The organism is Serinicoccus shuyuelongi, from assembly GCF_045032955.1.
Taxonomy (GTDB): domain Bacteria; phylum Actinomycetota; class Actinomycetes; order Actinomycetales; family Dermatophilaceae; genus Ornithinicoccus.
In genome coordinates this window covers 113,759-138,473 of record NZ_JBJFZU010000011.1, presented here as the reverse complement: position 1 = coordinate 138,473, position 24,715 = coordinate 113,759, and the positions used below count along the sequence as shown (strand labels likewise).

The window sequence follows — 24,715 nt, the reverse complement described above, 5'->3', positions numbered from 1 at the left end:
ACCTACGGGATAGCGCGCCGCACACTCGAGGTATGCCGCCCCGTCACGCCCTCCTCGCCGCCACCGTCGCGGCCCTGTGGGGACTGAACTTCCTCGCGATCCACGCCTCCCTGGAGCACTTCCCCCCGATCTTCCTGGTGGCCCTGCGGTTCGCACTGATCGCGGTGCCGACGCTGCTGCTGGTGCCGCGGCCCCAGGTGCCGGTGCGGTGGCTGCTGGGCTACGGCCTGGGGTTCGGGACGCTGCAGTTCCTCGGCCTCTACCTCGGGATGGCGGCGGGCTTCCCGGCGGGCCTGGCCTCGTTGGTGCTGCAGGCCTCGGCACCGATGACGGTGGTGCTGGGGGTGCTGCTGCTGCGGGAGTCGCTCTCCCCGCGACGGGCGGTCGGGGTGGGCGTCGCGGTGCTGGGACTGGTCGTCGTCGGGGCGAGCCGGGCCGAGGCGACGTCCTGGGTGCCCTTCCTGCTGGTCGTGCTGGGGGCCTTCGGGTGGGCGCTGGGCAACCTGTCCAGCCGACTCGCCGCCCCGCCGAACCCGCTGCACCTGGTGCTCTGGATGTCGGTGGTGCCGCCGCTGCCGATGCTGGCGCTGTCCTGGTGGGTCGAGGGTCCGCAGCAGATCGGGCAGGCGCTGGCGACGTCGGTCACCGCCGCCGCCGTGCCGGCCTGGCTGGGGTTGGCCTACACGGTCGTGGTCGGGACCGTCGTCGGCTCCGGGATCTGGTCCTGGCTGATGGTGCGGCACCCGGCGGGCACCGTCGCACCCTTCTCCATGCTGGTGCCGGTGGTCGGCGTGACCGCCTCGTGGTGGCTGCTGGGGGAGCGACCCGCGGCCCCCGAGCTGGTCGGGGGCGCGCTGGTCGTCCTCGGCGTGCTGTGGGCGACCGGACGGGGCCGGACCCTCAGCCCCGCGGCTGCCAGATCCGGTCGAGGTAGTCGCGCATCGACCGGTCGGAGGAGAAGAACCCGCAGCGCGCCACGTTGAGGATGGCCGACCGGCTCCACGCGTCCTGGTCGGCGTAGGCGGTGTCCACCCTGTCCTGCGCCTCCAGGTAGGCGGAGAAGCCGGCCAGCGTCATGAACGGGTCGTGGTTCAGCAGGTTGTCCAGCACAGCGGACGGGGCGCCGCGGTCGCCACCGGTGAAGTGGCCGCTGCCCAGCAGGTCGATGGTGGCCCGCAGCACCGGGTCCTGCGCGTAGTAGCTGCTCGGCACGTAGCCGGACTGGCGCAGCTCCTCGACCTGCGGCTCGGTCATCCCGAAGAGGAAGAAGTTGTCCTCCCCGACGAGGTTCAGGATCTCCACGTTGGCGCCGTCCAGGGTGCCGATCGTCAGCGCACCGTTGAGCGCGAACTTCATGTTGCCGGTGCCCGAGGCCTCCTTGCCGGCGAGCGAGATCTGCTCGGACAGGTCGGCCGCCGGGATCATCTTCTCGGCCAGGGTGACGTTGTAGTTGGCCGGGAAGATCACCTGCAGGCGTCCCTGCATCCGGGGGTCGGCGTTCACCGTCCGGGCGACCGCGTTGATCAGGAAGATGATCTCCTTGGCCAGGTGGTAGCCCGGCGCCGCCTTGGCACCGAAGAGCACGGTCCGCGGGGTGACGTCCTCGATGGCGATCCGCCCGGAGAGCACCCCCTCGTAGGTCGAGACCACGTGCAGCAGCTTGAGCGTCTGCCGCTTGTACTCGTGCAGCCGCTTCACCATCACGTCGAGCAGGTGGTCGGTGCTGAGGCTGACTCCGTCCCGCACCTCGAGCAGGCTGGCCAGGCGTCCCTTGTTGGCGGCCTTGACCTCCCGGAACCGGGCACGGAAGTCGGCGTCCTCGGCATACGGCTCCAGCTCGCGCAACCGGTCCAGGTCGGTGACCCAGCCCTCGCCGATGGTGTCGTTGAGCAGGTCCGAGAGGCGTCGGTTGGCCAGGTGCAGGAAGCGCCGCGGGGTGATCCCGTTGGTGACGTTGGTGAACTTGTCCGGCCACATGGCGCTGAAGTCGGGGAGCACGTTGTCGCGCAGCAGCTGGCTGTGCAACTCGGCGACCCCGTTGACCTTCGCCCCGGCGACGGTGGCCAGGTAGGCCATCCGGACCGAGCGCTGCGGCTGCTCGGCGATGATCGACATCCTCCGGACCCGCCACTCGTCCTCGCCGAACGCCTCGCGCACCTCGAGCAGGAACTCGTCGTTGATGCGGTAGATGATCTCCAGGTGCCGCGGCAGCAGCCGCCCCAGCAGCTCCACCGGCCAGACCTCCAGGGCCTCCGGCAGCAGCGTGTGGCAGGTGTAGGCGAAGCACCGGCGGGTGATGTCCCAGGCCTCGTCCCAGTCGAAGCCCTTCTCGTCGACCAGGATCCGCATCAGCTCGGGGACCGCGATCACCGGGTGGGTGTCGTTGAGCTGGAAGATGATGCGCTCGGGCAGCCGGCGCAGGTCGACGTCGCGGGGCAGCGTGTTCTCGATGAAGTCGCGCAGCGAGCAGGCGACGAAGAAGTACTGCTGCTGCAGCCGCAGCTCCTTGCCCTGCTGGGTGGTGTCGTCGGGGTAGAGGACCTTGGAGATGTTCTCGGCGAAGATCTCCGCCCGGGAGGCCTGGGCGTAGTCGCCGGCGTTGAAGGTCTGCAGGTCGAAGGCCTGGTTGGCCTCGGCGCTCCACAGCCGCAGGGTGTTCACGACGCCGTTGCGGAAGCCCGGGACCATGTAGTGGTACGGCACCCCGCGCACCTGCCAGGCGGGGACCCAGGTGGTGCGCTCGCGCCCCTGCTCGTCGACCGACGTCTCGGTATGCCCGCCGAAGCGGACCTGGACGGCGCGCTCGGGGTGCGGGAACTCCCACGGGCTGCCGAGCCGGAGCCAGCTGTCCGGCTCCTCGACCTGCCGGTCGTCCACGAACGTCTGCCGGAAGATGCCGTACTCGTAGCGGATGCCGTAGCCGATGCAGGGCACGTCCATGGTGGCCAGCGAGTCCACGAAGCAGGCCGCCAGCCGGCCCAGGCCGCCGTTGCCCAGCCCCGGCTCGACCTCCTGGCCGCGCAGCGCGGCCATGTCCAGGCCGCACTGCTCCATCGCCTGTTCGGCGATGCCCTGCAGGTCCGTGGCGAGCAGCGCGTTGCCGAGCTGGCGGCCCAGCAGGTACTCGGCCGAGAGGTAGCCGACGATCTTGGTCGGCTCCTGGCGGCGGCGGTGGCCGGTCTCGAGCCAGGACGCCATCAGGTAGGAGCGCACGGTCCGCGCCAGCGCCAGGTACTGGTCGTTGATCGTCGACTGGGTGAGCTTGACGCCCTGGCCGAAGTTGAGCTGGTCGAGGAACTCCCGGACGAAGCCGTCGACGGTGGCGGGCGGGCTGGTCACCGGGCCGACCGCCAGCTCGTGCGTGGGCTCGAAGCTGGGCCCGCGCCGGTTGGCGTCGCTGGAGGGACTCTCGTCGGTGATGACGGGCTGCGGGTGCGTCTGGTTCACGAGTCGTAAGGGTAGGGCCTCGGCGGGCGCCGGGCATACCTCCTGGGGGGTCGGTGTTGGCAGCGGGGCAAGCAGTTCGACCACCCGCGACCGGAAGAAGCCGCCATGACCGCTCCTGACCAGCGCACACCCGCCCGTGAGGTCCGCCTCGTCTCCCGTCCGCACGGCTGGCCGCAGCCGACGGACTTCGAGCTGGCCACCAGCGACCTGCCCGCGCTCGCGGACGGCCAGCTCCGGGTCCGCAACGAGGTGATCTCGGTCGACCCCTACATGCGGGGCCGGATGAACGACACCCGCTCCTACGTGCCGCCGTTCCAGCTCGGGGAGGCGATGGAGGGTGCGGCCGTCGGCGTGGTGCAGGAGTCCCGCGCCCCCGGGTATGCCGTGGGTGACCACGTCCTGCACCAGCTCGGCTGGCGGGAGGAGGCGGTGCTGGACGCCGCCTCGGCCCGCGTCGTGGACACCGACGCCGCCCCCGCCTCGGCCTACCTGGGCGTGCTGGGGATGACCGGCCTGACCGCCTACGCGGGGCTCACCCGGGTGGCCCGGCTGCAGCAGGGGGACGTGGTCTTCGTCTCCGGGGCCGCCGGTGCGGTCGGCAGCGTCGCCGGGCAGGTGGCCCGGGCGCTGGGTGCAGGGCGGGTGATCGGCAGCGCCGGCTCGGCCGAGAAGGTGGCCCACCTCGTCGACGAGCTGGGCTTCGACGCCGCCTTCAACTACAAGGACGGCGACGTCGCCGGGCAGCTCGCCGAGCTCGCGCCGGACGGGATCGACGTTTACTTCGACAACGTCGGCGGTGATCACCTGGAGGCCGCGATCGGCCGGCTGCGCCAGGGCGGTCGGGTCGCGATCTGCGGGGCGATCTCGAGCTACAACGACACCGAGCCCGCACCGGGCCCGCGCAACCTGGCGCGCCTCATCCAGGTGCGGGGCACGGTGACCGGCTTCCTGGTCTCCGACCACCAGGATTTGGCGCAGGAGTACGCCGGGCTGGCCGCGCAGTGGCTGGCCTCGGGGCAGCTGGACTCACGCGAGACGGTGGTCGAGGGCATCGAGCACGCGGTGGACGCCTTCCTCGGCCTGCTGCGCGGGGACAACACCGGCAAGATGCTCGTGCGTCCCTGAGGTCCCAGCGAGGGGACGAGCTCAGCGGTGTGCGCGGGCGGCGCGGCGAGCCTGCGCGGGCACCAGCACCTCGAAGCGCTCCAGCACCACCAGGGTGTCGTCGTCCACCGGTTCCCCGTGCGGAGCGCTGGCGGCCAGGGCCTCGCGGTGGACCCGGCGCCAGTGCTCCAGCGACCCGTCGCCCTCGCCCTCCAGCCGGGCGTGCTCGTCGCTGACGTCCGCGAACCGGACCACGTCGACGTCGGTGATCCGGACCAGGGCACGCGGCGCGCCGGCCCCGTCCAGCAGGATCGCCAGCAGCCCGGGCTCGGGCAGCGCCAGGTCCAGCTCGGTGCGGACCAGCGTGTCCCCCTGCGCCAGCTCCTCCTCAGCCCGGCCGCGGGCCTCCTGCTCGTACTCCCGGTAGGCGCTCGCGGTCGCCGTCTTGCGGCCGGCGAGCACCAGCTCGAGCAGCTCGTCCGCGGTCGCCGGGTCGGCGCCGAACGACCACGCGGGCGGCGGGAGGGTGTCGCTGACCTGCTGCCCGGCATACACCTCGATGCGGTTGAGCTTGCCGCGGATCCGGGCGTCGGCCCAGAACGCGGCGATCGCGCGGTCCTGTCGGTCCTGCTCGGTCGGCGGGGTGTGCTCGCTCACGGCCGCCACCCTACGCGGGGGCTCTGCCAGAGTGGGGCGCGTGGACCGCACGCAGATCTTCGAGACGGAACGGCCACGGCTGCGGCGGGTGGCGGCCCGGGTGCTGGGAGACGAGGCCGAGGCCGAGGACGTGGTGCAGGACACCTGGCTGCGGCTGCACCGGACCGGTGGGTCCGACGAGGGTGGGGACGACATCGCCAACCTGCCGGGGTGGTTGACGACGGTGACCACCCGGCTGTGCCTGGACAGACTGCGGGCCAGGAGCACCGCCGCCGACCCGGTCCCCGAGGTGGAGGCGCGCGACACCGTCCCGGACCCGGCGGAGGGTATGGCGCGGGCCGAGGCCGTGGGCGGCGCGCTGCAGGTGGTGCTGGACCGGCTGGGCCCGGCGGAGCGGGTGGCCCTGGTGCTGCACGACAGCTTCGGGGTCGACTTCAGCACCGTCGCCACCGTCCTGGGCAGCAGCCCGGCGGCCGCGCGCAAGCACGCCTCCCGGGCCAGGGCCAAGATCGGGCGCCCGCAGCCGGAGCAGGACGTGGTGGGTCGACCCGCCGACTGGGAGGTCGTGGACGCCTTCATGGCCGCCGCGAAGGAGGGTGACTTCGCCCAGCTGCTGCAGCTGCTGGCGCCCGGGGTGGCCGTCCGCGCCGACCGTGCCGCCGCGGTGGTGGGGACCCCGGAGCGGATCGACGGCCGGGACGAGGTCGCCGCGTTCTTCGACGGCAGCGCCCACGCCGCGCTGCCGGTGTTCCTCGGCGGGCGGCCCGGTGCGGCGTGGTTCGACCGGGGCCGGGCGATGGTGCTCTTCGACTTCGTGGTGGCCGACGGGCAGGTACAGGACATCACCTTCCGGGCCGAGCCCGCCGTGCTGGAGGAACTGGTGCGCCGCACCGGTGGAACGGCGCGCGCCTGAAACGCGCCTTGCACCCGCCGGCCCTGGGTGTGTCACATCTGCGAGGCCTGGATCGTCACAGGGGTGTCAGGAAAGAACCGATCGGCCACAGACTGATCGGACACAGAAGGAGTCGGGATGAAGACGATGACCTGCCGCCAGCTCGGGGGCCCCTGCGACCTGGGACACCGGGGCGAGACCCATGACGATGTGATCGCCGCGCAGGACAAGCACCTCAAGGAGGCCGAGAAGGCTGGTGACGCCAGCCACCAACCCGCGCGTGACGAGATGAAGGCCCGCTGGCGGCGTCCGCGGAAGTCGCTGGGCTGGTACAACGACATGAAGGCGGCCTTCGCGGCGCTGCCGGAGGACTGAGCGGGCGTCCTCCGCCGGAGTGGTTGGTGCGCGAGGTGACATCGGGTGGTCGGGCTGCCGACTGGCTGACCGCTGACCGGCAGGTTCCCGGTCAGAAGGGTGGGGGTTGGTCGCGCCATGCCTGGTGGGTGTCGTCGGCGGTGGTGTCGTCGCTCGGGGTGCTGTTGCCGGTGCTGGTGGTGCCTCGTCCGGTGAAGGGGTCGGTCCAGTGTTCGGCTGCCAGGATGGTCTCGGGGGTGTGCTGGATGAGGTGTTCGGGGGTGGGGGTGCCGGGGTGGGGTCCGGTGGTGCGGCGGTGGTCGCGGGTGTGGGTGTGGCGCAGCTGGATGGCGCGGTGGGTGTCGGTGATGGGGCCGATGAGGTCGGTGTCGCTGTCGGGGTCGTCGTCGCGTGCTTCGAGGGGTGCACCGCGTTGGCGGGCGGCGAGGGCGGCGTAGACGAGCAGGGAGGCGAGGTGGCGTCGGGCATCCGCGCCCAGGGGGCGCCCGGGGCGTGGCCTCGTGTCTTCTTCGACCCGCGGATCCTCGTGCAGGTCGACACTCTCGGTGTCGCCGTCCACGGTGTGGGTGGTGCCTGTGGTGAGGTACTGGGTGTAGTCGTGGGCGCGGGTGCGGTAGGTGCGGTCGAAGAAGCTGGTCCAGGTCACGTGCCGGGTGGTATCGATCTGGGCGTGCCAGAACTTCTGGGTCTTCAGGGCGTGGAACACGGTGTCCAGACCTTGCAGGTTCGTCTCGGACGTCTTACCGCCGAGCAGGTATTCGTGGACGTGGTCGAGCTGGCCGTCTCTGACGGGCAGGGTCTGGCCGGGGGCGCGGGAGAGCAGGTCCGCGGCCATCACCTGGGTGCGCATCGCCGCATCAGGGGTGTACCGGGCCAGGGTGCGCTCCAGGCAGCGCCCGTCCGCAGGGTCGGTCAGCACCCGGTGCAACGTGGTCCCCGACGCCAGCACCATCTGCCTCATCTGCCCGGTGGTGAAGAACCTCGGGAACCTGCCCACCAACCGCCCCACCCCAGGCACGATCTCCCCGCCCGGGGCTGAGGGGCCCCCAGGGCCGGGTGGGGCATCCGCGCTGGCCACCGGCACAGCTAGGGCGGCGGTGTTGGTGGTGGCGTCCCAGGGGACGACGACCTGCAGGTCGTACGTCGGGGTACCGGAGATGATCTGGGCCAGCGACGCGATGTCCTCCGGCGACACCAGTGCGGCATCGTCCCAGACACCGTCCGGACCCTGCCCCTGGTCGCCGCGCTGAGGGCGTGCCTGGGCGAGGTCAGGCAGGGGCAGGGTGCCGTGCAGGAGCAGGGCGCGGCCGATGTCGGAGCGCAGCTGGGACTCGGTCCGCCCATCCCCGGCGAGGCGTGCCCGACGGGCCAGGACATGCAATCTGTCCACGCAGGCCGCGGTGGAGGCAGCGTCGCCGGTGATGATGACCTGGCCGGTGCCGTCGTCATCGATCACCCCGTACGCGCACCTTCCCCGGTGCACCTCCGCCCGGCGTGCGGCGTCCGCGGCCGGGTCGCGTCCCTGTGCGCGGGTGACCTCCCGCTCCAACGCTTCGACGTAGACCTTCGCCGGCCACGGCTGCGTCGACACCCCACCAGCGCTGCCCCTGTCATTGTCGGTGTCGTCTGGGCTGGTGGTGGTGAGGCGTTCGACGGCGACCTTGTCCGGCGTGGCCCCGGTCGCGAACAAGGCCGTCGCCACGTCCGCAGCGTGCTCGTGCGGCAGACCCCCGGCGCGGCGCCAGAAGTGCTCCACCTGCCCCCACGTCGCGACTCCCGCCACCAGACCCTCCCGCACCGGACCGGACACCGCCTTCGGCGCCAACGCGACCGCCACGAGCTGGCGGGCACGCCACCGGCCCATCCCCGTCAACGCCGCGACCTCGGTCGCCGCCACCGACTTGCACCTCGCCCGCCACCGCTCCCGCCCCGTCGCCGACAGCTCCCCTGGCTCACTCACCCCGGCCCGTGCCAGCAGGTCCTCACCCGTGCGTGCCGCCAGCTGCGCGACCACGTCCACCCGCACCGCGTCCACCAACCCGCTCAACCGGTGCAACGCCTCGATCACTTCCAGACACTCACCCGCACCCATCCCCTGCACCCCCGACTGCAGGGTGCCCACCCGCTCCAGCAGCACCGTCAGATCACCTCCGTGACCTCCGGGCCTGCCCGGCTCTTCCTCGATCGGCTGCGTCGCCATCGCACTTCACCCCCCCTGGGCTCCTCGATACCCTCATCCTAGTACATGTGTTCGAATCCTGCGCGGGCGACACGCCGCCTGTGGACAGACCGTCCCACCCTCGCCGTGCCCACGCCGACGATCTATAGGCTCGACCCCCGTGAAGCCCTTCCTGCTGCTCGGCACCCGGTCCGAGGACGACGCCGCGGACGACGAGTACGCCGGCTTCCTGCGGTACTCCGGCCTGGCGCCCGAGCAGCTGCACCGGGTGCGTGTCGAGGCGGGACCGATGCCGGTGGTGGACCTGGACGACTACAGCGGGGTGATCCTGGGCGGCAGCCCGTTCAACGCCTCGGACGAGGTGAAGAGCGAGGTGCAACAACGGGTCGAGTCCGACCTCGCCGCCCTGGTCGGCAGGGTCGTCGAGCAGGACATGCCGTTCCTCGGGGCCTGCTACGGGGTCGGGCTGCTGGGCATGGTCTGCGGGGGCACCGTCGACCGGCGCTACGGCGAGGCCCCGGGTGCGGTGGACGTCTCGCTCACCGAGGACGGACGGACGGACCCCCTGCTGGCCGGTATGCCGGAGCGCTTCCACGCGATCGTCGGTCACAAGGAGGCGTGCTCGGTGCTGCCGACGTCGCCCGGTGCGGTGCTGCTGGCGACCTCCCCCGGGTGCCCGACCCAGATGTTCCGGATCGGGCGCAACGTCTACGCCACCCAGTTCCACCCAGAGCTGGACGCGGACACCCTGGAGCTGCGGCTGCGGATCTACGCCGGGCACGGCTACTGCGAGCCGGACGATGCAGAGCGCATCGTGGCCGAGGCTCGGGCGGTGGATGTCGACGCCGTGCGCGGCATACTGCGCCGTTTCGTGGAGCTGCACGCCCGCTGAGGGACGCTCGCCTGTCGTACCGCCCGTGGGTGCGACGGTCCGTTCATGTGCGTGTCGCGCGGCGGCCACCGTGCCGTAACTGGGGCGGTTACTCTCCGATGAGCAGAGAAGGGAGAGGAGCCGGATGGCCCCCACCGCACAGCAGCTGGAGCCCGATCGTGCTCGCGTCCGCGCGCGCCGACGCGAGCAGTCGAAGAACTGGTCCCTCTTCCTCCTCTTCGCAGGGCCCAACATCGCGTTGATCCTCGCGTTCATCTACTACCCGTTGTTCTCCAACATGTACTACTCCACCCTGGACTGGCGGTTGGGGTCCTCCCGGGCGACGCCTGTCGGGCTGGAGAACTACGTCACGTTCTTCACCTCCGACTCGGGCCGTGAGGTGTGGCGGGTGACCGGCATCTTCACCGCTGGCGCGGTCATCGGGTCCATGCTGCTGGGCCTGCTCATCGCCCTCGTGCTGAACAAGCACATCCCGGGCAAGACCGCGGCCCGGACGGCGGTGTTCTCCCCCTACGTCCTGTCCGGGGTCGGCGTGGCCATGGTGTGGAACTTCATCTTCGACCCCGCCCGCGGCGGGCTCGCATACCTGCTGGACGTCGTCGACCTCGAGTCCCCCGAGTGGTACCTCGACTCGGACTGGTCCCTGGTCATGGTGATCATCGTCTACGTGTGGAAGAACCTGGGGTACTGCGCCGTCGTCTTCCTGGCCGGTCTGCAGTCCATCCCGAGGGATCTGATCGAGGCGGCGACCATCGACCGGGCCGGGCCCGTGCGGAGGTTCTTCTCGGTCACGCTGCCGCTGCTGACCCCCACGGTCTTCTTCCTGCTGGTGACCAACATCCTCTTCTCGATGACCAATGCCTTCGACATCCTGCGGACCATGACGCCGACCGGTCACGGCACCAACACGATCATCTTCGAGATCTACCTGCAGTCCTTCGGGGCCTACCAGCGCGCGGGCTACTCGGCAGCCATCGCCGTCGTGCTGTTCTTCACGCTGTTCCTGGTCACAGCGGTACAGATGCGCTTCGTCGAGCGGAAGGTCCACTACTCATGAGCCTGATCCGAGCGCGGCGCATCGAGCCGGAGGTCGAGGGGTCGGCGGCCACACCCACGCGACGGCTGACAAAGGCCGAGCGCAGGCAGATGCGACGCGGCACCTGGCGCGACGCCTTCTCCCGCCGGAACCTGGCCGACACCCTCCTCGCCGGGTACCTGCCGATCCTCGTCGCGCTGGTGGTGATCGTGCTGCCGCTGGCCTGGATGATCTCCTCCAGCTTCAAGCCGCCGAACGAGATCGTCACGCTCACTCCGACCCTGCTGCCCATGGACCCGACGACGGACAACTACCGGGCCGTCCTGGACCGGGTTCCCCTGCTGACCATGTTCGGCAACAGCGTGTACGTGACGCTAGTGGGGTCGGCCATCAAGGTGTTCCTGGCCGTGACCACCGCCTATGCCCTGGTCTTCATCCCGGTGCCCGGCAAGAACTTCATCTTCCTCGGCATCCTGGTGGCGTTGATGGTGCCGCCGGAGGTGTCGATGCTGCCGAACTACCTCACCATCACCGGGCTCGGCGGACGGGACACCCTGTGGGGCATCATCCTGCCGGGACTGGGCACCGCCTTCGGGACCTTCCTGCTCAGACAGCACTTCATGGCCCTCCCCAAGGAGATGTTCGAGGCCGCCGAGCTCGACGGGGCCGGGCACCTGCGCAAGCTCTTCCAGATCGCCGCACCGGTCTCGGTGCCGGCGATCGCCACCGTCGGCCTGGTCACCGTGGTCAACGAGTGGAACAGCTTCCTGTGGCCGCTGGTGATCACCGGCAGCGCGGAGAAGATGACCCTGCCGGTGGGCCTGAACCTGCTGCAGTCGGTGGAGAGCCAGGCGGGCAGCTACGGGATCCTGATGGCCGGTGCCGTGATCGTGATCGTGCCCATGCTGGTCATCTTCGCGGCCCTGCAGCGCTACATCGTCGCCGGCCTGACCCAGGGGTCGGTCAAGTGAGTCGCGCAGGCCCCTACCCGCCACCCAGCCCTCACCGATGCACCACCCACCACAAGGAGCAGTCATGAAGTTGTCGAAGAACAGCAGGGCGACGACCGGCATCGTCGCCGTGAGCGTCGCCGCGCTGACGCTGAGCGCGTGCGGTCCCGACACCTCCGGGGACGACGACGCACCGGGCGAGGAGGTCGACTGGGCGGACGTCGAGCCTGCCGAGGAGATCGTCTTCTGGTCCAACCACCCCGGCGCCTCGGTGGAGCAGGAAGAGGCCCTGATCGAGGCGTTCACCGAGGAGACCGGGATCTCGGTCACCCTGGAGAACTCGGGGGCGACCTACGAGGAGACCTCGCAGGCGTTCCAGACCTCGCAGGGCACCGACGCGACGCCGGACGTCGTGGTCCTGTCCGACGCGACCTGGTTCCCGAACTACCTCAACGACTCCCTGCTCTCGGTGGACGCGGTCCTCGAGGCTGCCGAGGTGGACACCTCGGGCTACGTGGAGGCCCTCTACGAGGACTACAACTACGAGGACGCCCACTACGGGGTCCCGTACGCACGCTCCACCCCGTTGTTCTACTACAACGCCGACCACTACGAGGAGGCCGGGATCGACGCGCCGCCCGAGACCTGGGAAGAGGTGGCGGAGGTCTCCGAGCAGCTGATGGAGGCAGAGGTCGCGAGCTCGGCCTTCTCCTTCCCGCCGCAGGACGAGTACCCCGCGTGGTGGATGCAGAACCTGATCTGGGGTTACGGCGGATCGTGGTCCGAGGACTGGGACTTCTCCCCGGTCGCCTCCGAGCAGACCGTCGAGGCCATCCAGTTCGCCCAGGACGCCACGAACGACTGGGCCTCGGTCTCCTCTGGTGACCCGGCCGACGACTTCGGCTCCGGCGTGACCAGCCAGATCGTGCAGTCCACCGGGTCCCTGGGCGGGATCCTGGACATCGCCGAGTTCGAGGTGGGTGTCGCCTTCCTCCCGGGTGGCCCCGAGGCCGAAGGGGAGACCCCCACCGGTGGTGCGGGCCTGATGCTCTCGGCGGACTCCGAGCCGGAGGAGCAGCTGGCGGCGGCCATGTTCATCGGGTTCATGACCAACGCCGAGAACACCGCGACCTTCTCCGCGGCCACCGGGTACATGCCCGTCCAGCAGGACGTCGACATGTCCGAGGTCTACGCCGAGACCCCGCAGTTCGAGGTGGCCGTGGAGCAGCTGGAGCGCGCCCGGTCCCAGGACAACGCCCGGGTGTTCCTGCCCGGTGGTGACCTGGAGCTCTCCCAGGCCCTGCAGAGCATCCTCACCAGCGACGTCGACGTGGCGGAGGAGCTGACCGGCGTCCAGGAGTCCCTGGAGGAGCTCTACGAGCGCGACCTGGCGTCCCAGCTGGAGTAAGGCCCGAACCGGGCGAGCGCGCCCGGCACTGCTGCTCGCCGACGACCGGAGGGGTCGTCGGCGAGCAGCGTCGGGGGTTGTCGGGCCGCGGCCCTAGAGTGCGCACGGTGGAGATCGCCGTCGCGCTCGTGGGTGGTCTCCTGCACGTGCGGCCCGTGACCCCGGGCTCCCGCACCGAGGTGCTGCGGCGGGACGACCTCTCCAGGGTCGCCGAGCTCGAGCAGGACCGTCCCCGCTGGGTATGGGCCGACACCGCGGTGCTGGCCCCGCTCCTGCTGGCCGGGGGTGTGCGCGTCGAGCGCTGCGTGGACCTGCGCCTGTGCCGGACGATCCTGCACCGCCGCGACCCGGGCGGCGTGCCGGCCGACCCGGTCTGGGACGCCCCGGCCGGAGTGCCGGACCCGGCCCGCCCACCCACTCTGCTGGACGACCTCGCCTCGCCCGCCGACCTCACCCTCGACCGGGTGGTGCAGCAGTGGGAGCGGCAGCAGCAGGCCGTCGCGGCACCCACCGGGGGCGGGGGCCTGCGGCTGCTGCTGGCGGCGGAGTCCGTGGGTGCGCTGATCGCGGCGGAGATGCGGCACCACGGGCTGCCCTGGGACCGGGAGGTGCACGACCGGATCCTCACCACGGCGCTCGGGCCACGCCCCCGGCAGGGCGTGCGGCCCGCGGTGCTCGAGGACCTGGCCTGGCGCATACGGGACCGGGCGGGTATGCCCTCGCTCAACCCCGACTCCCCGGTGGACGTGCTGCGCGCGCTCCGGACGCTGGGCCTCGGCGTGACCAGCACTCGCAAGTGGGACCTGGTCGGGGTGGACCACCCGGTCATCGAGCCGCTGCTGGAGTACAAGCGGCTGGCCCGGCTGCTGGCCGCCAACGGGTGGACCTGGCTGGACAGCTGGGTCGAGCCCGGGGTGCAGGGCCGCCGGGGCAGGTTCCGGCCCGACTACGTTCCCGGCGGTGTGGTCACCGGGCGCTGGGCGACAAGCGGCGGTGGTGCGCTCCAGCTGCCCAAGGTGGTGCGGGCGGCGGTGCGTGCCGACCCCGGCTGGCGGCTGGTCATCGCCGACGCGGCCCAGATCGAGCCGCGGGTGCTGGCCGCCATGTCCGGGGACCGGGCGCTCGCGGACGCCGGGCGCGGCGGGGACCTCTACGCCGGGCTCGTCGAGGCCCGCGTCGTCGCCACCCGCGACCAGGCCAAGGTCGGCATGCTGGGTGCCCTCTACGGCGGGACCTCGGGGGACTCCGGGATGCTGATGCCCCGGCTGCGACGCGCCTACCCCCGGGCGATCGCGCTGGTGGAGGAGGCCGCACGCGCCGGGGAACGGGGCGGTGTGGTGAGCACCTGGCTGGGGAGGACCTCGCCGCCACCCTCGGAGCTGTGGGTCGACGGTCAGCAGCAGGCGGGGTCGGCGGACGCCGACGAGGGGCAGGGTCGGGCGGCCCGCCAGCAGGCTCGCGTCCGCGGCCGGTTCACCCGCAACTTCGTCGTCCAGGGCAGCGCCGCCGAATGGGCGCTGTGCTGGATGGGGGAGATCCGGCGCCGGATACGTGAGCTCGGAAGCGCCGCCCACCTGGTGTTCTTCCTGCACGACGAGGTCGTCGTGCACGCTCCCGCGGCCGACGCCGAGGCGGTCGCCGAGATCGTCCGCGAGGCCGCCGCTGCCGCCGGGCGGCTGCTGTTCGGGGAGACGCCCGTCGACTTCCCGCTGACGGTGCGCGTCGCCGAGGACTACGCCGAGAAGGTCCCCTCGTCCCGTTGACACGCGGCGGACCCTCCTCCTACTGTGCGTATATACGTAGAGTGATTCGTAGTTACGAACCTCAAGGGAGAGGTGAATCTGCATGCGACGAGGAACAGGGATGGTCGCCGCGGGTGCGGCCGCACTGCTCGCCGGGTGCGCGACCGGCGGCGCGGATGCGTCGGACGTGGAGAGGCCGGTGCTCCGACTGGCGGACAGCTATCCGCTGACGCACCCGTTCGGCGAGCATGGCGCCCAGGTCTTCGTCGACGGGCTCGAGCAGGCCGGCTTCACCGTGGAGTACTTCCCGGCAGGGCAGATGGGCGGTCCCCAGGATCTGGCGATCCTGGCCCAGACCGGTGTGGTCTCGGTGGCGCCGGCGAGTGCCGCGTACCTGGAGGACCAGCTGCCGTTGTCGAGCGTGTCCGACCTGCCGAACATGACTACCGACGCCTGCGTCGCGGCGCGCTCGATGATGGATCTGCTGAGCGAGGACGGGGTGCTCTACCAGGAGGAGTACGAGCCGCTCGGTGTTCGCCCCCTCTGGATCTCGATCATCCCGAACTACGAGATCCTGACCGCGGACCGGCAGGTCACCTCACCCGAGGATGCTGAGGGCCTCATCCTGAGGTCCTCAGGAGGCGCCTTCGACGTGACGGTAGAGAGAGCCGGCGCTGCAGCGGTCAGCATGCCGGCGGGAGACACCTACGAAGCCATGGCGCGAGGGACCGTCGACGGCACGGCGATGCCCTTCCTGAGCGTGGTCCCCTACCGGTTGGACGAGGTCGCCCGGTACAGCACCGACGGACTCAACATCGGCTCGGTCGGCATTCCCTATGTCATCTCCGCGGAGGCCTGGGACGGACTCACCGCCGATCAGCAGGAGGACGTGACCGCGGCCGGCGTCGCCGCCAACGAGTCCCTGTGCGCTGCGCTCGATCGACTTCACGACGAGGGGCGCGACTACCTGAGTGACAAAGGCGTCATCCTCACCGAGGTGACCGGTGAAGGACGCGAGCAGTGGCGGCAGGAGCTGGATGCCGTGCGGCTGGACTGGGCCGGAAGTCTCGACGGCATCGGACTGCCCGGCTCACGCGTGCTGCGCGAGTACGAGGCAGCGCTCGCCCGGCACGAGGAGGCCCGATGATCACCGAGGACATCGACAACGCTCAGAGGCCTCGGGGACGGGTCGCGGGGCGGATCGTGGACATGTCCCGATGGAGCACATTCGTCCTGCTCGCGATCCTCACGGTGGTGATGGTCGTTGAAGCCTTCTCCCGCTACCTGGTGGGTGCACCGCTGGGCTGGAACATCTCCCTGATCGAGAAGCTCCTCCTGCCGGGCATCGTCTTCCTGGGGTTGCCCTGGGCCTGCGCCAGCGGAGCCCACGTCAGCGCGGGGATGGTCTTCGAACGGCTGCCCACGCGCCTGCAGCGGGTGTGCACCGTGGTCGCGGCCGCCCTCGAGATGGTCTGCTACCTCACGTTGCTCGCGGCTGGCACCGCCATCGCGTGGAAGATGTTCGAGGTGGGCGCCGTGCCTCCGCCGCTGTCGGCGCAGCTGCCCATCCCCACCTGGGTGTGGCGGACGTTCCTACCCCTGGGAGCGGCCGGGGCAGCTGTCGTCCTCATCGACTCCTGGGTCGTCCGTCGTCGGGGGGCAACCGCATGATGGTCGCCGCGCTGGTGACGGTGCTCCTGCTCGTCCTCATCCTCATCCGGGTCCCCATCGTCTTCGCGATCCTCGGGTCCGGCATCGTCGGCATGCTCCTCGTCGGCGGCCCTTCCGCCGTGTTCGGCGTGCTGCAGACGATTCCGCAGTCGGCAGCAGGGAAGAACGCCCTGGCTGCCATCCCGCTGTTCATCCTGATGGCGCAGTTCGTGCTGCACAGTGGCGTCCTGGACCGGCTCTTCGACTCGGTCTCCACCTGCGTGGGACGGATGCCCGGGGGCACGGCGGTGGCCTCGGTCGGAGCGGGCGCCGTCTTCGCCTCCGTCTCCGGCTCGTCGATGGCGGCCGCGGCCACACTGGCGCACACCTCCACCAGACGGATGATCGACGAGGGCTACAGCACGAGCTTCAGCTCCGGGGTCGTGGTGGCGGCCGGCACCCTCGCCGCGATGATCCCGCCGAGCGTCCTGCTCGTCTTCTACGCCATCACCGCCGAGACCAGTGTGGGAGCCATGCTGATCGCCGGCATCGTGCCTGGTCTGCTCGTGGCGGGGGCCCTTCTCCTGACCGTCTTCGTCCTGATCGCACGGCCTGGGAGCACGGCTCCGTCTGGTCAGGCATACCCGTGGCGGGCGAAGGTGCGCAGTCTGTCCGCGGTGGGTCCGATGGTCTTCCTCTTCGTCCTAGTGGTGGGTCTGGTCTTCCTGGGCATCACCACCGCGACGGAGGCGGCCGCCCTCGGTGTGCTGGGGGCTTTCCTGCTGATGGTGATGAAGGGGACGGCCACCTGGGAGAACATCCGGGTGAGCCTGCGGGACTCGCTGTCCACGTCCATCATGATCCTGGCGATCATCGTGGCGGCCCACGTCTACGGTCATTTCATCACCGAGACACGGGTGACTCCGCGGCTCGTGGAGATGGCAGAGGCCCTGCCACTGCCTCCGCTGGCGATCATCGCGCTGCTGGCCCTGGGCTACCTGGCTCTCGGGTTCTTCATGGACCAGCTCGCCATCATCGCCCTGACGGTCCCCGTCACGCTGCCGATCGTGACGCTCCTCGGGTACGACCCGATCTGGTTCGGCATCATCGTGGTGCTGTTAGCGGAGATCGGCCTGATGACCCCGCCCCTGGGCCTCAACGTGTTCGTCGTCGCCAAGGCGGCGCGGCTGCCGGTCGAGACGGTCTTCTGGGGCGCCACTCCTTTCGCCGTGGCCGTCTTCCTGGTGGCCGTGCTGCTGTTCCTGGCCCCCGGGCTGGTGCTGTTCCTGCCCAACATGATGTGACCTAGTCGAAGGTGGTCCCGTGTCGAATGTCCCGTCCGACGGTCCTCTGGCCGGAGTGAGGGTGGTCGAGGTCTCCAGTGTGATCATGGCCCCCATGGCCGGACGCCTGCTCGCCAAGCTCGGTGCTGACGTGATCAAGGTCGAGCCACCCGGCGGGGACGTCCTGCGCCGTGTCGCGGCACCGGGGGGCCGCGCCATGAACGGCGCGGTCCTGACGCTGAACGAGGGCAAGCGCAGTGTCGAGATCGACGCGAAGACCGAGGACGGCCGTGCGGCGCTCCGACGCCTCATGCAGAAGGCCGACATCGTCCTGACGAACCTGCTTCCCCATCGGCGCGCAGCGTACGGATTGGACTGGCCAGCGGTTCAGGGTCTCAACCCCCGGCTCATCCTGTGCACCGCACAGGGGTATGCCAGCGACTCCGACCTCGCCGACCTGCCGGCCTACGACGACACGGTCCAGGCGGCCTCGGGGGTGTGCGACGTGTACGGCAAGTCCGACGGGGAGCCGAGGTATGCGCCCTACGTGATGGCGGACAAGATCTGTGGTCTGTCGATGGTCTACGCCACGCTGGCCGCGCTGCACAGCCGCCATGTCACCGGCGCAGGGCAGTGGGTCGACGTGCCGATGGTCGACGTGATGGCCGACTTCAACTGTGTCGAGCAGCTCAACGACTTCACCTTCGACCCTCCGGGTGGGCCGGCGGGATGGCACCGGACGGTGAACCCCACCCGCAGACCACAGCGCTGTCTCGACGGCTGGATCTGTGTCCTTCCCTACACGGACAGGGACTGGGGATACTTCTGTGCGCTGGCTCAGCGGCCGGAGCTGATCGGTGACCCGCGGACGGCGGACCACGCGGCCAGGGTCGCCAACACCGAGGCGGTGCAGCAGGCGATCGCCGAGTGGGTGGGGCCGCTGACCATGGACGAGGTCGAGCAGCGGTGCCAGGACGCGCGCATCCCGGTGCAGCGCGTGGTCGCGATCGAGGACCTCGTCACGGACACCTACCTCCGCGGACGAGGCTCGATGCGGCGGGCAGACCATCCGAGCATCGGGTCGTACTGGTCGACCAGCCCGGGACTGACGTACAGCGCAACACCCACCGGACCGGTCGGCCCGGCCCCGTTCGCCGGCCAGCACCGGACACTGTTGGACGGATATGGAGAGGACGAACCGTGACCGACCCCATCTCTCGCTGGGACGAGCTGAGCCCGTACACCCCCGTGGCTCACACGGGCACCACCAACCACCGGCTGGTGGACGCCAGCCAGACCGAGGGGCGGTTGTCCTTGGTGCACGGCCGCCTGGAGCCCGGTGGTGCGGCGGAGCGCCACGCCCATCGTCGCAGCGCCCAGGTCACGCACATCCTGTCGGGCCACTGCTCGATCGACCTGGACGGCCGGGCGGACCGCCTCGGCCCCGGTGACACCGTCTACATCGCACCCGAGGTGTGGCACGAGTTCATCGTCGACGGGGACCGACCCGTGGTCCTGGTCAACGTCTACCAGCCTCCGCTCGAGGCCGACGACATCCTCACGCACGACGCCTGAGGACAATGGCAGGATGCCCGTCGCCCAGCACCGCACCGTGAGCCGCGTCATCCGGATCCTCGAGCTCGTCGCCACCCGACCCGAGGGAGTCAGCCTGGTCGAGGTCGCCGGCCACCTCGCTGCTCCCCGGTCCACGGTGCACGGCTTCCTGCGGGGGCTCGTCGCGGAGGGGTACATCGAGGAAGGCGGGACGCCCCCGGCATACCGCATCGGGCACGGGGCACACGCGCTGCTGCTGTCGAGGGAGTCCTCCATCGCGGAGCTGACGCGGCCGTTGCGTGAGGCGCTGCTGGCGGACCTGGACGAGACCGTCACGCTGGGGGTTCCCGTCGCCGACTCGGTCGTCTACCTGGAGAGTCTGACGCCGAGCCACTCGGTGTCCTACCGGGCACCTCTTCGGGTCAGGCGCCCGCTCTGGCCGACCAGCTGCGGGAAGATCTTCCTCGCGGACAGGCAGGATGCCGCAACTGTCATCTCCGGGCAGGCGGGCGATGTGGTGCAGGCCGATGCGCTGCGCGAGCTCGACACCGTCCGGGACAGCGGTTTCGCCTTCAACAGGCGGGAGTCGATGACCGAGGTCTCGGCCGTGGCGATCCGTTTCGAGCACGAGGGGCGACTGCTGGGGGCCATCTCGATAGCCGGTCCGTCCGGTCGGGTCAAGGACAGCCTCGTGGACTACGCGCAGCACGCGCAGGAGCTGATGGCAGCGTCCGAGACGATATCTGATATCTGAGACACCAGGCGTTGCCCAGGGGGTGACGGGCGGACGGCATACCCGCTCCACTAGGGGGATGAGTCGTCTCCCCGAGCCCGACATGCCCACCGACGTCGTGGTCGATGTCGGCCCGCTCTCGCCCAGCGAGGTCGTGGCCGTCGCCCGGCACGGAGCCCGCGTCACCCTGTCCGAGGAGGCGCTGGCGGGCATCGCGGCCACCCGCGCCATCATCGAGGACCTGGCCGGGGACACCCAGCCGCACTACGGGATCTCCACCGGCTTCGGCGCCCTGGCCAACACCAGCATCCCGCCGCACAAGCGGGCCCAGCTGCAGCGCAGCCTGGTCCGCAGCCACGCCGCCGGGTCCGGTCCCGAGGTCGAGCGCGAGGTGGTCCGCGCCACCATGCTGCTGCGGCTCTCGACCTTGGCCACCGGCCGGACCGGTGTCCGGGCGGAGACCGCTCAGGCGTACGCCGCGCTGCTGAACGCCGGCCTCAGCCCGGTGGTCCGCGAGCACGGCTCGCTCGGCTGCTCCGGGGACCTGGCGCCGCTGGCCCACTGTGCGCTCGCGGTGATGGGGGAGGGGATGGTCCGGGTCGGCCCGGCCGCCGGCTCTCCCCGGGACCTCTGGGCCGAGGGTGCGCAGGAGCTGCTGCACGCCGGGGAGGCGCTGGCCCGGGCCGGGATCGCGCCGGTCGAGCTCGCCGAGAAGGAGGGGCTGGCGCTGATCAACGGCACCGACGGGATGCTGGGGATGCTGGTGCTCGCCCTGCACGACCTCGGCACCCTGCTCACCACCGCGGACGTCGCGGCCGCGATGAGCGTCGAGGGCCTGCTCGGCTCCGACGACGTCTTCGCCGCCGACCTGCAGGCGCTGCGCCCGCACCCGGGTCAGGCCCGCTCCGCGGAGAACCTGCGGTTGTTGATGCGACACAGCGAGATCAGGGAGTCGCACCGCACCGAGGCCTGCACCCGGGTGCAGGACGCCTACTCGCTGCGCTGCTCCCCGCAGGTGCACGGCTCCGCGCGGGACACCTGCGGGTATGCCCGCACGGTCGCGGACCGGGAGCTCGCCGCCGCCGTCGACAACCCGGTCGTCACCCCCGACGGGCGGGTCGAGTCCAACGGCAACTTCCACGGCGCCCCGGTCGCGCACGTGCTGGACTTCCTGGCGATCGTGGCCGCGGACGTCGCCGGCATCAGCGAGCGGCGCACCGACCGCTTCCTCGACGTCGCCCGCAACCACGGGCTGCCGCCCTTCCTCGCGGACGACCCGGGCACCGACAGCGGGCACATGATCGCGCAGTACACGCAGGCCGCCGTCGTCAGCGAGCTCAAGCGGCTGGCCGCCCCGGCGAGCGTGGACTCCATCCCCTCCTCGGCCATGCAGGAGGACCATGTGAGCATGGGCTGGGGGGCCGCCCGCAAGCTGCGACGCTCTGTCGACGGCTTGGGCAGGGTCGTCGCCGTCGAGGTGCTCACCGCCGCCCGCGCCCTCGACCTGCGCGCCCCGCTCACCCCCGCGCCCGCCACCGCGGCCGTCGTCGCGCTGCTGCGCTCCGCCGGCGTCGAGGGCCCCGGCCCGGACCGCTACCTCAGCCCCGAGATCGAGACGGCATACCAGCTGGTCGCCGACGGGGCGGTGCGCGCCGCCGCGGAGCGGGTCACCGGCCTGCTGCACTGACGCCAACCCCGTCAGGAACACCGACACCGCGCGACCACGACCCCACCCACCGACCCCCGCACACCCGAGTCGAAGGAGACGACCATGGACGGCGCCCGTCCCGTCCGCGCAGCGCGCGGCACCCAGCTCACCGCGAGGTCCTGGGCCACCGAGGCCCCGATGCGGATGCTGATGAACAACCTCGACCCCGAGGTCGCCGAACGTCCCGACGACCTCGTCGTTTACGGCGGCACCGGTCGCGCCGCCCGTGACTGGAGGTCCTTCGACGCGATGGTGCGCACCCTCACCGACCTGCGCGAGGACGAGACCATGCTGGTCCAGTCCGGACGCCCGGTCGGTGTCATGCGCACCCACGAGTGGGCGCCGCGGGTGCTCATCGCCAACTCCAACCTGGTCGGTGACTGGGCGACCTGGCCCGAGTTTCGCCGGCTCGAGCACCTCGGCCTGACGATGTACGGCCAGATGACCGCCGGGTCGTGGATCTACATCGGCACCCAGGGCATCCTGCAGGGAACCTACGAGACCTTCGCCGCGGTCGCCGCCAAGAAGTTCGCCGGGAGCCTCGCCGGGACCCTCACCCTGACCGGTGGCTGCGGCGGGATGGGCGGCGCCCAGCCGCTCGCGGTCACCCTCAACGGCGGGGTATGCCTCGTCGTGGACGTCGACGAGGCGCGGCTGCGACGGCGGGTCAAGAGCCGCTACCTGGACGAGGTCGCCGACTCCCTGGACGCCGCCGTGGAACGGGTGATGGCGGCCAAGGGCGCGCGGGAGGCCGTGTCCGTGGGTGTGGTCGGCAACGCCGCCGTGGTCTTCGGCGAGCTGCTGCGCAGGGGTGTCGAGATCGACGTGGTGACCGACCAGACCTCGGCACACGACCCGTTGTCCTACCTGCCCGAGGGCATCGACCTGGCCGACTGGCACGAGTACGCGGAGAAGAAGCCGGAGGAGTTCACCGACCGGGCACAGGCCTCGATGGCCCGGCACGTGGAGGCGATGGTCGGCTTCATGGACGCCGGTGCCGAGGTCTTCGACTACGGCAACTCGATCCGCGACGAGGCCCGCCAGGGCGGGTACGACCGGGCGTTCGAGTTCCCCGGGTTCGTCCCGGCATACATCCGGCCGCTGTTCTGCGAGGGCAAGGGCCCGTTCCGGTGGGCGGCGCTGTCCGGCGACCCGAAGGACATCGCCGCGACCGACCAGGCGGTGATGGACCTCTTCCCCGAGAACGACCACCTGCAGAAGTGGATCCGCGGGGCCCAGGACCGGGTCTCCTTCGAGGGGCTGCCGGCGCGGATCTGCTGGCTGGGCTACGGCGAGCGGGACAAGGCCGGGCTGAGGTTCAACGAGATGGTGGCCTCCGGTGAGGTCAGCGCGCCGCTGGTCATCGGCCGGGACCACCTGGACTGCGGATCGGTGGCCAGCCCCTACCGGGAGACCGAGGCGATGGCCGACGGCTCCGACGCGATCGCCGACTGGCCGCTGCTGAACGCCATGGTCAACACCGCCTCCGGGGCGTCCTGGGTGTCCATCCACCACGGCGGCGGGGTCGGGATCGGGCGCTCGCTGCACGCCGGGCAGGTGTCCGTCGCGGACGGCACCGACCTGGCCCGGCAGAAGCTGGAGCGGGTGCTCACCAACGACCCGGGGATGGGCGTGATCCGGCACGTGGACGCCGGGTACGACCGGGCCGACGAGGTCGCCGCCGAGCGCGGCGTGCGGGTCCCCATGCGCGAGGGGGACTGAGATGAGCACCTCGGGCGGGCCGGGCGGACCGGCCCAGCCGACGACGGTGACATCGACGGACGAGCCGGTCGCGGCGCCGATGTGGAAGTTCTTCGTCTACTCGGCGATCGGCGTGGTCATGTTCTTCGTGCCGGTCACGATCGGCGGGACCAGCACCATCGGGCTGGACCACATCGTCACCTGGGTGCGCGGGGCGGTCCCGGCGGCGCTGCCCTGGTATGCCCTCGCACTCATCGTCGCCGGCGCCATCCACCCCTGGGTGACCGGGTCGTGGCGGCGCAGCACCACCGACCTGGTGTTCTCGATCGCCCGGGCGGTGGGGCTGGTGGTCGGGGTGATGCTGGTCTTCGAGGTGGGCCCGGCCTGGCTGTTCGCCGAGGGGATGGGGCCGTTCCTGATGAACGCCCTGGTCATCCCGGTGGGGCTGCTCGTCCCGATCGGTGCGGTCTTCCTGGCGCTGCTCGTCGGCTACGGCCTGATGGAGTTCATCGGGGTGCTGGCCAGGCCGGTGATGCGACCGATCTTCCGGACCCCGGGCCGGTCGGCGATCGACGCGGTGGCCAGCTTCGTCGGGTCCTACTCGCTGGCGCTGCTCATCACCAACCGGGTCTACCTGCAGGGCAAGTACACCCAGCGGGAGGCGATGGTGATCGCCACCGGCTTCTCGACGGTCTCGGCGACCTTCATGATCGTCGTCGCCAACGCCCTCGACCTGATGAGCCACTGGAGCCTCTACTTCTGGTCCACCCTGCTGATCACCTTCCTGGTCACCGCCGTCACCGTCCGGATCCCGCCGCTGTCCCGGATCCCGGACGAGACGGCCCCCGGGGTGGAGTACGCGCCGGAGGCCCCGGTCACCGGCGGACGGGTGGCGACCGCGTGGCGGGAGGCCCGGCATACCGTGGCCGCCGACCCCGGGGTCGGGCGCGTCATCCTCTCCACCTTCCGGGACGGGGTGACGATGGCGATGGCGATCCTGCCGAGCATCCTGTCGATCGGGCTGCTGGGGCTGGTGCTGGCCGAGTTCACCCCGCTCTTCGACTGGCTGGGGTACCTCTTCTACCCGATCACCTGGGCGCTGCAGATCCCGGAGCCGCTGCTTGTCGCCAAGGCCGCGGCGCTCGGGGTCTCGGAGATGTTCCTGCCGGCGGCGCTGGTCACCGAGTCCGCGATGTCCGTCCGGTATGTCGTCGCGGTCGTCTGCGTCAGCCAGATCATCTTCTTCTCGGCGATGGTGCCCTCGCTGGTGGGGACACGGATCCCGGTGTCCATCCCGCGGCTGCTGATCATCTGGTTCGAGCGGGTGGTGCTCAGCCTGGTGCTGGCGATCCCGGTGGGCCTGCTGCTGTTCTAGGTCATCCGACGGGGGCGGTGCTGCGGCGC

Annotated in this window: 21 protein-coding genes; 18 read left to right on the top strand and 3 right to left on the bottom strand. The window is 70.9% G+C overall.

The window, feature by feature from the left end; genetic code table 11:
• Nucleotides 1-32 precede the first annotated feature (32 nt).
• Entirely contained in the window at nt 33-983 is a 951-nt protein-coding gene (locus ACI3EY_RS13470; RefSeq protein ID WP_405036724.1) for an EamA family transporter, read from the top strand.
• Here the strand turns inward: ACI3EY_RS13470 and ACI3EY_RS13465 are convergent.
• Complete coding sequence (locus tag ACI3EY_RS13465; protein ID WP_405036723.1) at nt 901-3,447, bottom strand: glycogen/starch/alpha-glucan phosphorylase; 2,547 nt, start codon at nt 3,445-3,447, stop codon at nt 901-903. The genes ACI3EY_RS13470 and ACI3EY_RS13465 overlap by 83 nt on opposite strands.
• A gap of 105 nt (nt 3,448-3,552) precedes the next feature.
• Here ACI3EY_RS13465 and ACI3EY_RS13460 point away from each other — a divergent pair, with 105 nt between their 5' ends.
• On the top strand, nt 3,553-4,572 hold the full coding sequence (locus ACI3EY_RS13460; RefSeq protein WP_405040733.1) for an NADP-dependent oxidoreductase: 1,020 nt from the start codon (nt 3,553-3,555) through the stop codon (nt 4,570-4,572).
• Between the two features lie 21 nt (nt 4,573-4,593).
• On the opposite strand, the gene ACI3EY_RS13455 is transcribed toward ACI3EY_RS13460, so the two are convergent.
• A complete protein-coding gene (locus tag ACI3EY_RS13455; protein ID WP_405036721.1) occupies nt 4,594-5,208 on the bottom strand; it encodes an ASCH domain-containing protein in 615 nt (204 codons plus the stop codon).
• Nucleotides 5,209-5,248: 40 nt separating this feature from the next.
• Between ACI3EY_RS13455 and ACI3EY_RS13450 the strand changes: the two genes are divergently transcribed.
• Nucleotides 5,249-6,121, top strand: a complete 873-nt coding sequence (locus tag ACI3EY_RS13450; protein ID WP_405040732.1) for a sigma-70 family RNA polymerase sigma factor — start codon at nt 5,249-5,251, stop codon at nt 6,119-6,121.
• Between the two features lie 117 nt (nt 6,122-6,238).
• Complete coding sequence (locus ACI3EY_RS13445; protein ID WP_405040731.1) at nt 6,239-6,475, top strand: hypothetical protein; 237 nt, start codon at nt 6,239-6,241, stop codon at nt 6,473-6,475.
• 91 nt (nt 6,476-6,566) lie between these two features.
• Here ACI3EY_RS13445 and ACI3EY_RS13440 read toward each other — a convergent pair whose 3' ends face one another.
• Nucleotides 6,567-8,675: a hypothetical protein gene (locus tag ACI3EY_RS13440; RefSeq protein WP_405040730.1), complete on the bottom strand. Its 2,109-nt coding sequence runs from the start codon at nt 8,673-8,675 to the stop codon at nt 6,567-6,569.
• Between the two features lie 139 nt (nt 8,676-8,814).
• Between ACI3EY_RS13440 and ACI3EY_RS13435 the strand changes: the two genes are divergently transcribed.
• The 14 genes from ACI3EY_RS13435 (at nt 8,815) to ACI3EY_RS13370 (ending at nt 24,686) form a co-directional block, all read left to right on the top strand.
• Nucleotides 8,815-9,546: a glutamine amidotransferase gene (locus tag ACI3EY_RS13435; RefSeq protein ID WP_405040729.1), complete on the top strand. Its 732-nt coding sequence runs from the start codon at nt 8,815-8,817 to the stop codon at nt 9,544-9,546.
• Nucleotides 9,547-9,670: 124 nt separating this feature from the next.
• Complete coding sequence (locus ACI3EY_RS13430) at nt 9,671-10,603, top strand: carbohydrate ABC transporter permease (protein ID WP_405036717.1); 933 nt, start codon at nt 9,671-9,673, stop codon at nt 10,601-10,603.
• 89 nt (nt 10,604-10,692) lie between these two features.
• Complete coding sequence (locus ACI3EY_RS13425) at nt 10,693-11,553, top strand: carbohydrate ABC transporter permease (protein ID WP_405037026.1); 861 nt, start codon at nt 10,693-10,695, stop codon at nt 11,551-11,553.
• A 64-nt stretch (nt 11,554-11,617) separates the two neighbouring features.
• Complete coding sequence (locus ACI3EY_RS13420; RefSeq protein WP_405036716.1) at nt 11,618-12,940, top strand: ABC transporter substrate-binding protein; 1,323 nt, start codon at nt 11,618-11,620, stop codon at nt 12,938-12,940.
• A gap of 107 nt (nt 12,941-13,047) precedes the next feature.
• Nucleotides 13,048-14,703: a bifunctional 3'-5' exonuclease/DNA polymerase gene (locus ACI3EY_RS13415; RefSeq protein ID WP_405040728.1), complete on the top strand. Its 1,656-nt coding sequence runs from the start codon at nt 13,048-13,050 to the stop codon at nt 14,701-14,703.
• 82 nt (nt 14,704-14,785) lie between these two features.
• A complete protein-coding gene (dctP, locus tag ACI3EY_RS13410; RefSeq protein ID WP_405040727.1) occupies nt 14,786-15,829 on the top strand; it encodes a TRAP transporter substrate-binding protein DctP in 1,044 nt (347 codons plus the stop codon).
• Nucleotides 15,826-16,353 carry a TRAP transporter small permease gene (locus tag ACI3EY_RS13405; RefSeq protein WP_405040726.1) on the top strand — a complete coding sequence of 176 codons (528 nt, stop codon included), beginning with the start codon at nt 15,826-15,828 and terminating at the stop codon, nt 16,351-16,353. The genes dctP and ACI3EY_RS13405 overlap by 4 nt, the downstream gene beginning before the upstream one ends.
• A complete protein-coding gene (locus ACI3EY_RS13400) occupies nt 16,350-17,636 on the top strand; it encodes a TRAP transporter large permease (protein WP_405040725.1) in 1,287 nt (428 codons plus the stop codon). The genes ACI3EY_RS13405 and ACI3EY_RS13400 overlap by 4 nt, the downstream gene beginning before the upstream one ends.
• A 19-nt stretch (nt 17,637-17,655) precedes the next feature.
• Nucleotides 17,656-18,819, top strand: a complete 1,164-nt coding sequence (locus tag ACI3EY_RS13395; RefSeq protein ID WP_405040724.1) for a CaiB/BaiF CoA transferase family protein — start codon at nt 17,656-17,658, stop codon at nt 18,817-18,819.
• Nucleotides 18,816-19,190, top strand: a complete 375-nt coding sequence (locus ACI3EY_RS13390; RefSeq protein WP_405040723.1) for a cupin domain-containing protein — start codon at nt 18,816-18,818, stop codon at nt 19,188-19,190. Before ACI3EY_RS13395 ends, ACI3EY_RS13390 begins: the two co-directional genes overlap by 4 nt.
• A gap of 13 nt (nt 19,191-19,203) precedes the next feature.
• Nucleotides 19,204-19,923, top strand: coding sequence for an IclR family transcriptional regulator (locus ACI3EY_RS13385; protein WP_405040722.1), 720 nt, complete (start codon nt 19,204-19,206; stop codon nt 19,921-19,923).
• Nucleotides 19,924-19,981: 58 nt separating this feature from the next.
• The gene (gene hutH / locus ACI3EY_RS13380) at nt 19,982-21,589 is read left to right on the top strand and encodes a histidine ammonia-lyase (protein ID WP_405040721.1); all 1,608 of its coding nucleotides are present in this window, start codon (nt 19,982-19,984) and stop codon (nt 21,587-21,589) included.
• A gap of 84 nt (nt 21,590-21,673) precedes the next feature.
• Complete coding sequence (hutU, locus tag ACI3EY_RS13375) at nt 21,674-23,332, top strand: urocanate hydratase (RefSeq protein WP_405040720.1); 1,659 nt, start codon at nt 21,674-21,676, stop codon at nt 23,330-23,332.
• Between the two features lies 1 nt (nt 23,333).
• Nucleotides 23,334-24,686: a YjiH family protein gene (locus ACI3EY_RS13370; RefSeq protein ID WP_405040719.1), complete on the top strand. Its 1,353-nt coding sequence runs from the start codon at nt 23,334-23,336 to the stop codon at nt 24,684-24,686.
• The last annotated feature ends 29 nt before the right edge of the window (nt 24,687-24,715 follow it).

What these genes read in the sequence shown, in the direction of transcription:
- ACI3EY_RS13470 (WP_405036724.1), top strand. Translation starts at nt 33, where the DNA reads ATGCCGCCCCGTCACGCCCTCCTCGCCGCCACCGTCGCGGCCCTGTGG.
- ACI3EY_RS13460 (WP_405040733.1), top strand. Translation starts at nt 3,553, where the DNA reads ATGACCGCTCCTGACCAGCGCACACCCGCCCGTGAGGTCCGCCTCGTC.
- ACI3EY_RS13445 (WP_405040731.1), top strand. Translation starts at nt 6,239, where the DNA reads ATGAAGACGATGACCTGCCGCCAGCTCGGGGGCCCCTGCGACCTGGGA.
- ACI3EY_RS13440 (WP_405040730.1), bottom strand. Translation starts at nt 8,675, where the DNA reads ATGGCGACGCAGCCGATCGAGGAAGAGCCGGGCAGGCCCGGAGGTCAC.
- ACI3EY_RS13430 (WP_405036717.1), top strand. Translation starts at nt 9,671, where the DNA reads ATGGCCCCCACCGCACAGCAGCTGGAGCCCGATCGTGCTCGCGTCCGC.
- ACI3EY_RS13425 (WP_405037026.1), top strand. Translation starts at nt 10,693, where the DNA reads ATGCGACGCGGCACCTGGCGCGACGCCTTCTCCCGCCGGAACCTGGCC.
- ACI3EY_RS13420 (WP_405036716.1), top strand. Translation starts at nt 11,618, where the DNA reads ATGAAGTTGTCGAAGAACAGCAGGGCGACGACCGGCATCGTCGCCGTG.
- dctP (WP_405040727.1), top strand. Translation starts at nt 14,786, where the DNA reads ATGCGACGAGGAACAGGGATGGTCGCCGCGGGTGCGGCCGCACTGCTC.
- ACI3EY_RS13405 (WP_405040726.1), top strand. Translation starts at nt 15,826, where the DNA reads ATGATCACCGAGGACATCGACAACGCTCAGAGGCCTCGGGGACGGGTC.
- ACI3EY_RS13400 (WP_405040725.1), top strand. Translation starts at nt 16,350, where the DNA reads ATGATGGTCGCCGCGCTGGTGACGGTGCTCCTGCTCGTCCTCATCCTC.
- ACI3EY_RS13385 (WP_405040722.1), top strand. Translation starts at nt 19,204, where the DNA reads ATGCCCGTCGCCCAGCACCGCACCGTGAGCCGCGTCATCCGGATCCTC.
- hutH (WP_405040721.1), top strand. Translation starts at nt 19,982, where the DNA reads ATGAGTCGTCTCCCCGAGCCCGACATGCCCACCGACGTCGTGGTCGAT.
- hutU (WP_405040720.1), top strand. Translation starts at nt 21,674, where the DNA reads ATGGACGGCGCCCGTCCCGTCCGCGCAGCGCGCGGCACCCAGCTCACC.
- ACI3EY_RS13370 (WP_405040719.1), top strand. Translation starts at nt 23,334, where the DNA reads ATGAGCACCTCGGGCGGGCCGGGCGGACCGGCCCAGCCGACGACGGTG.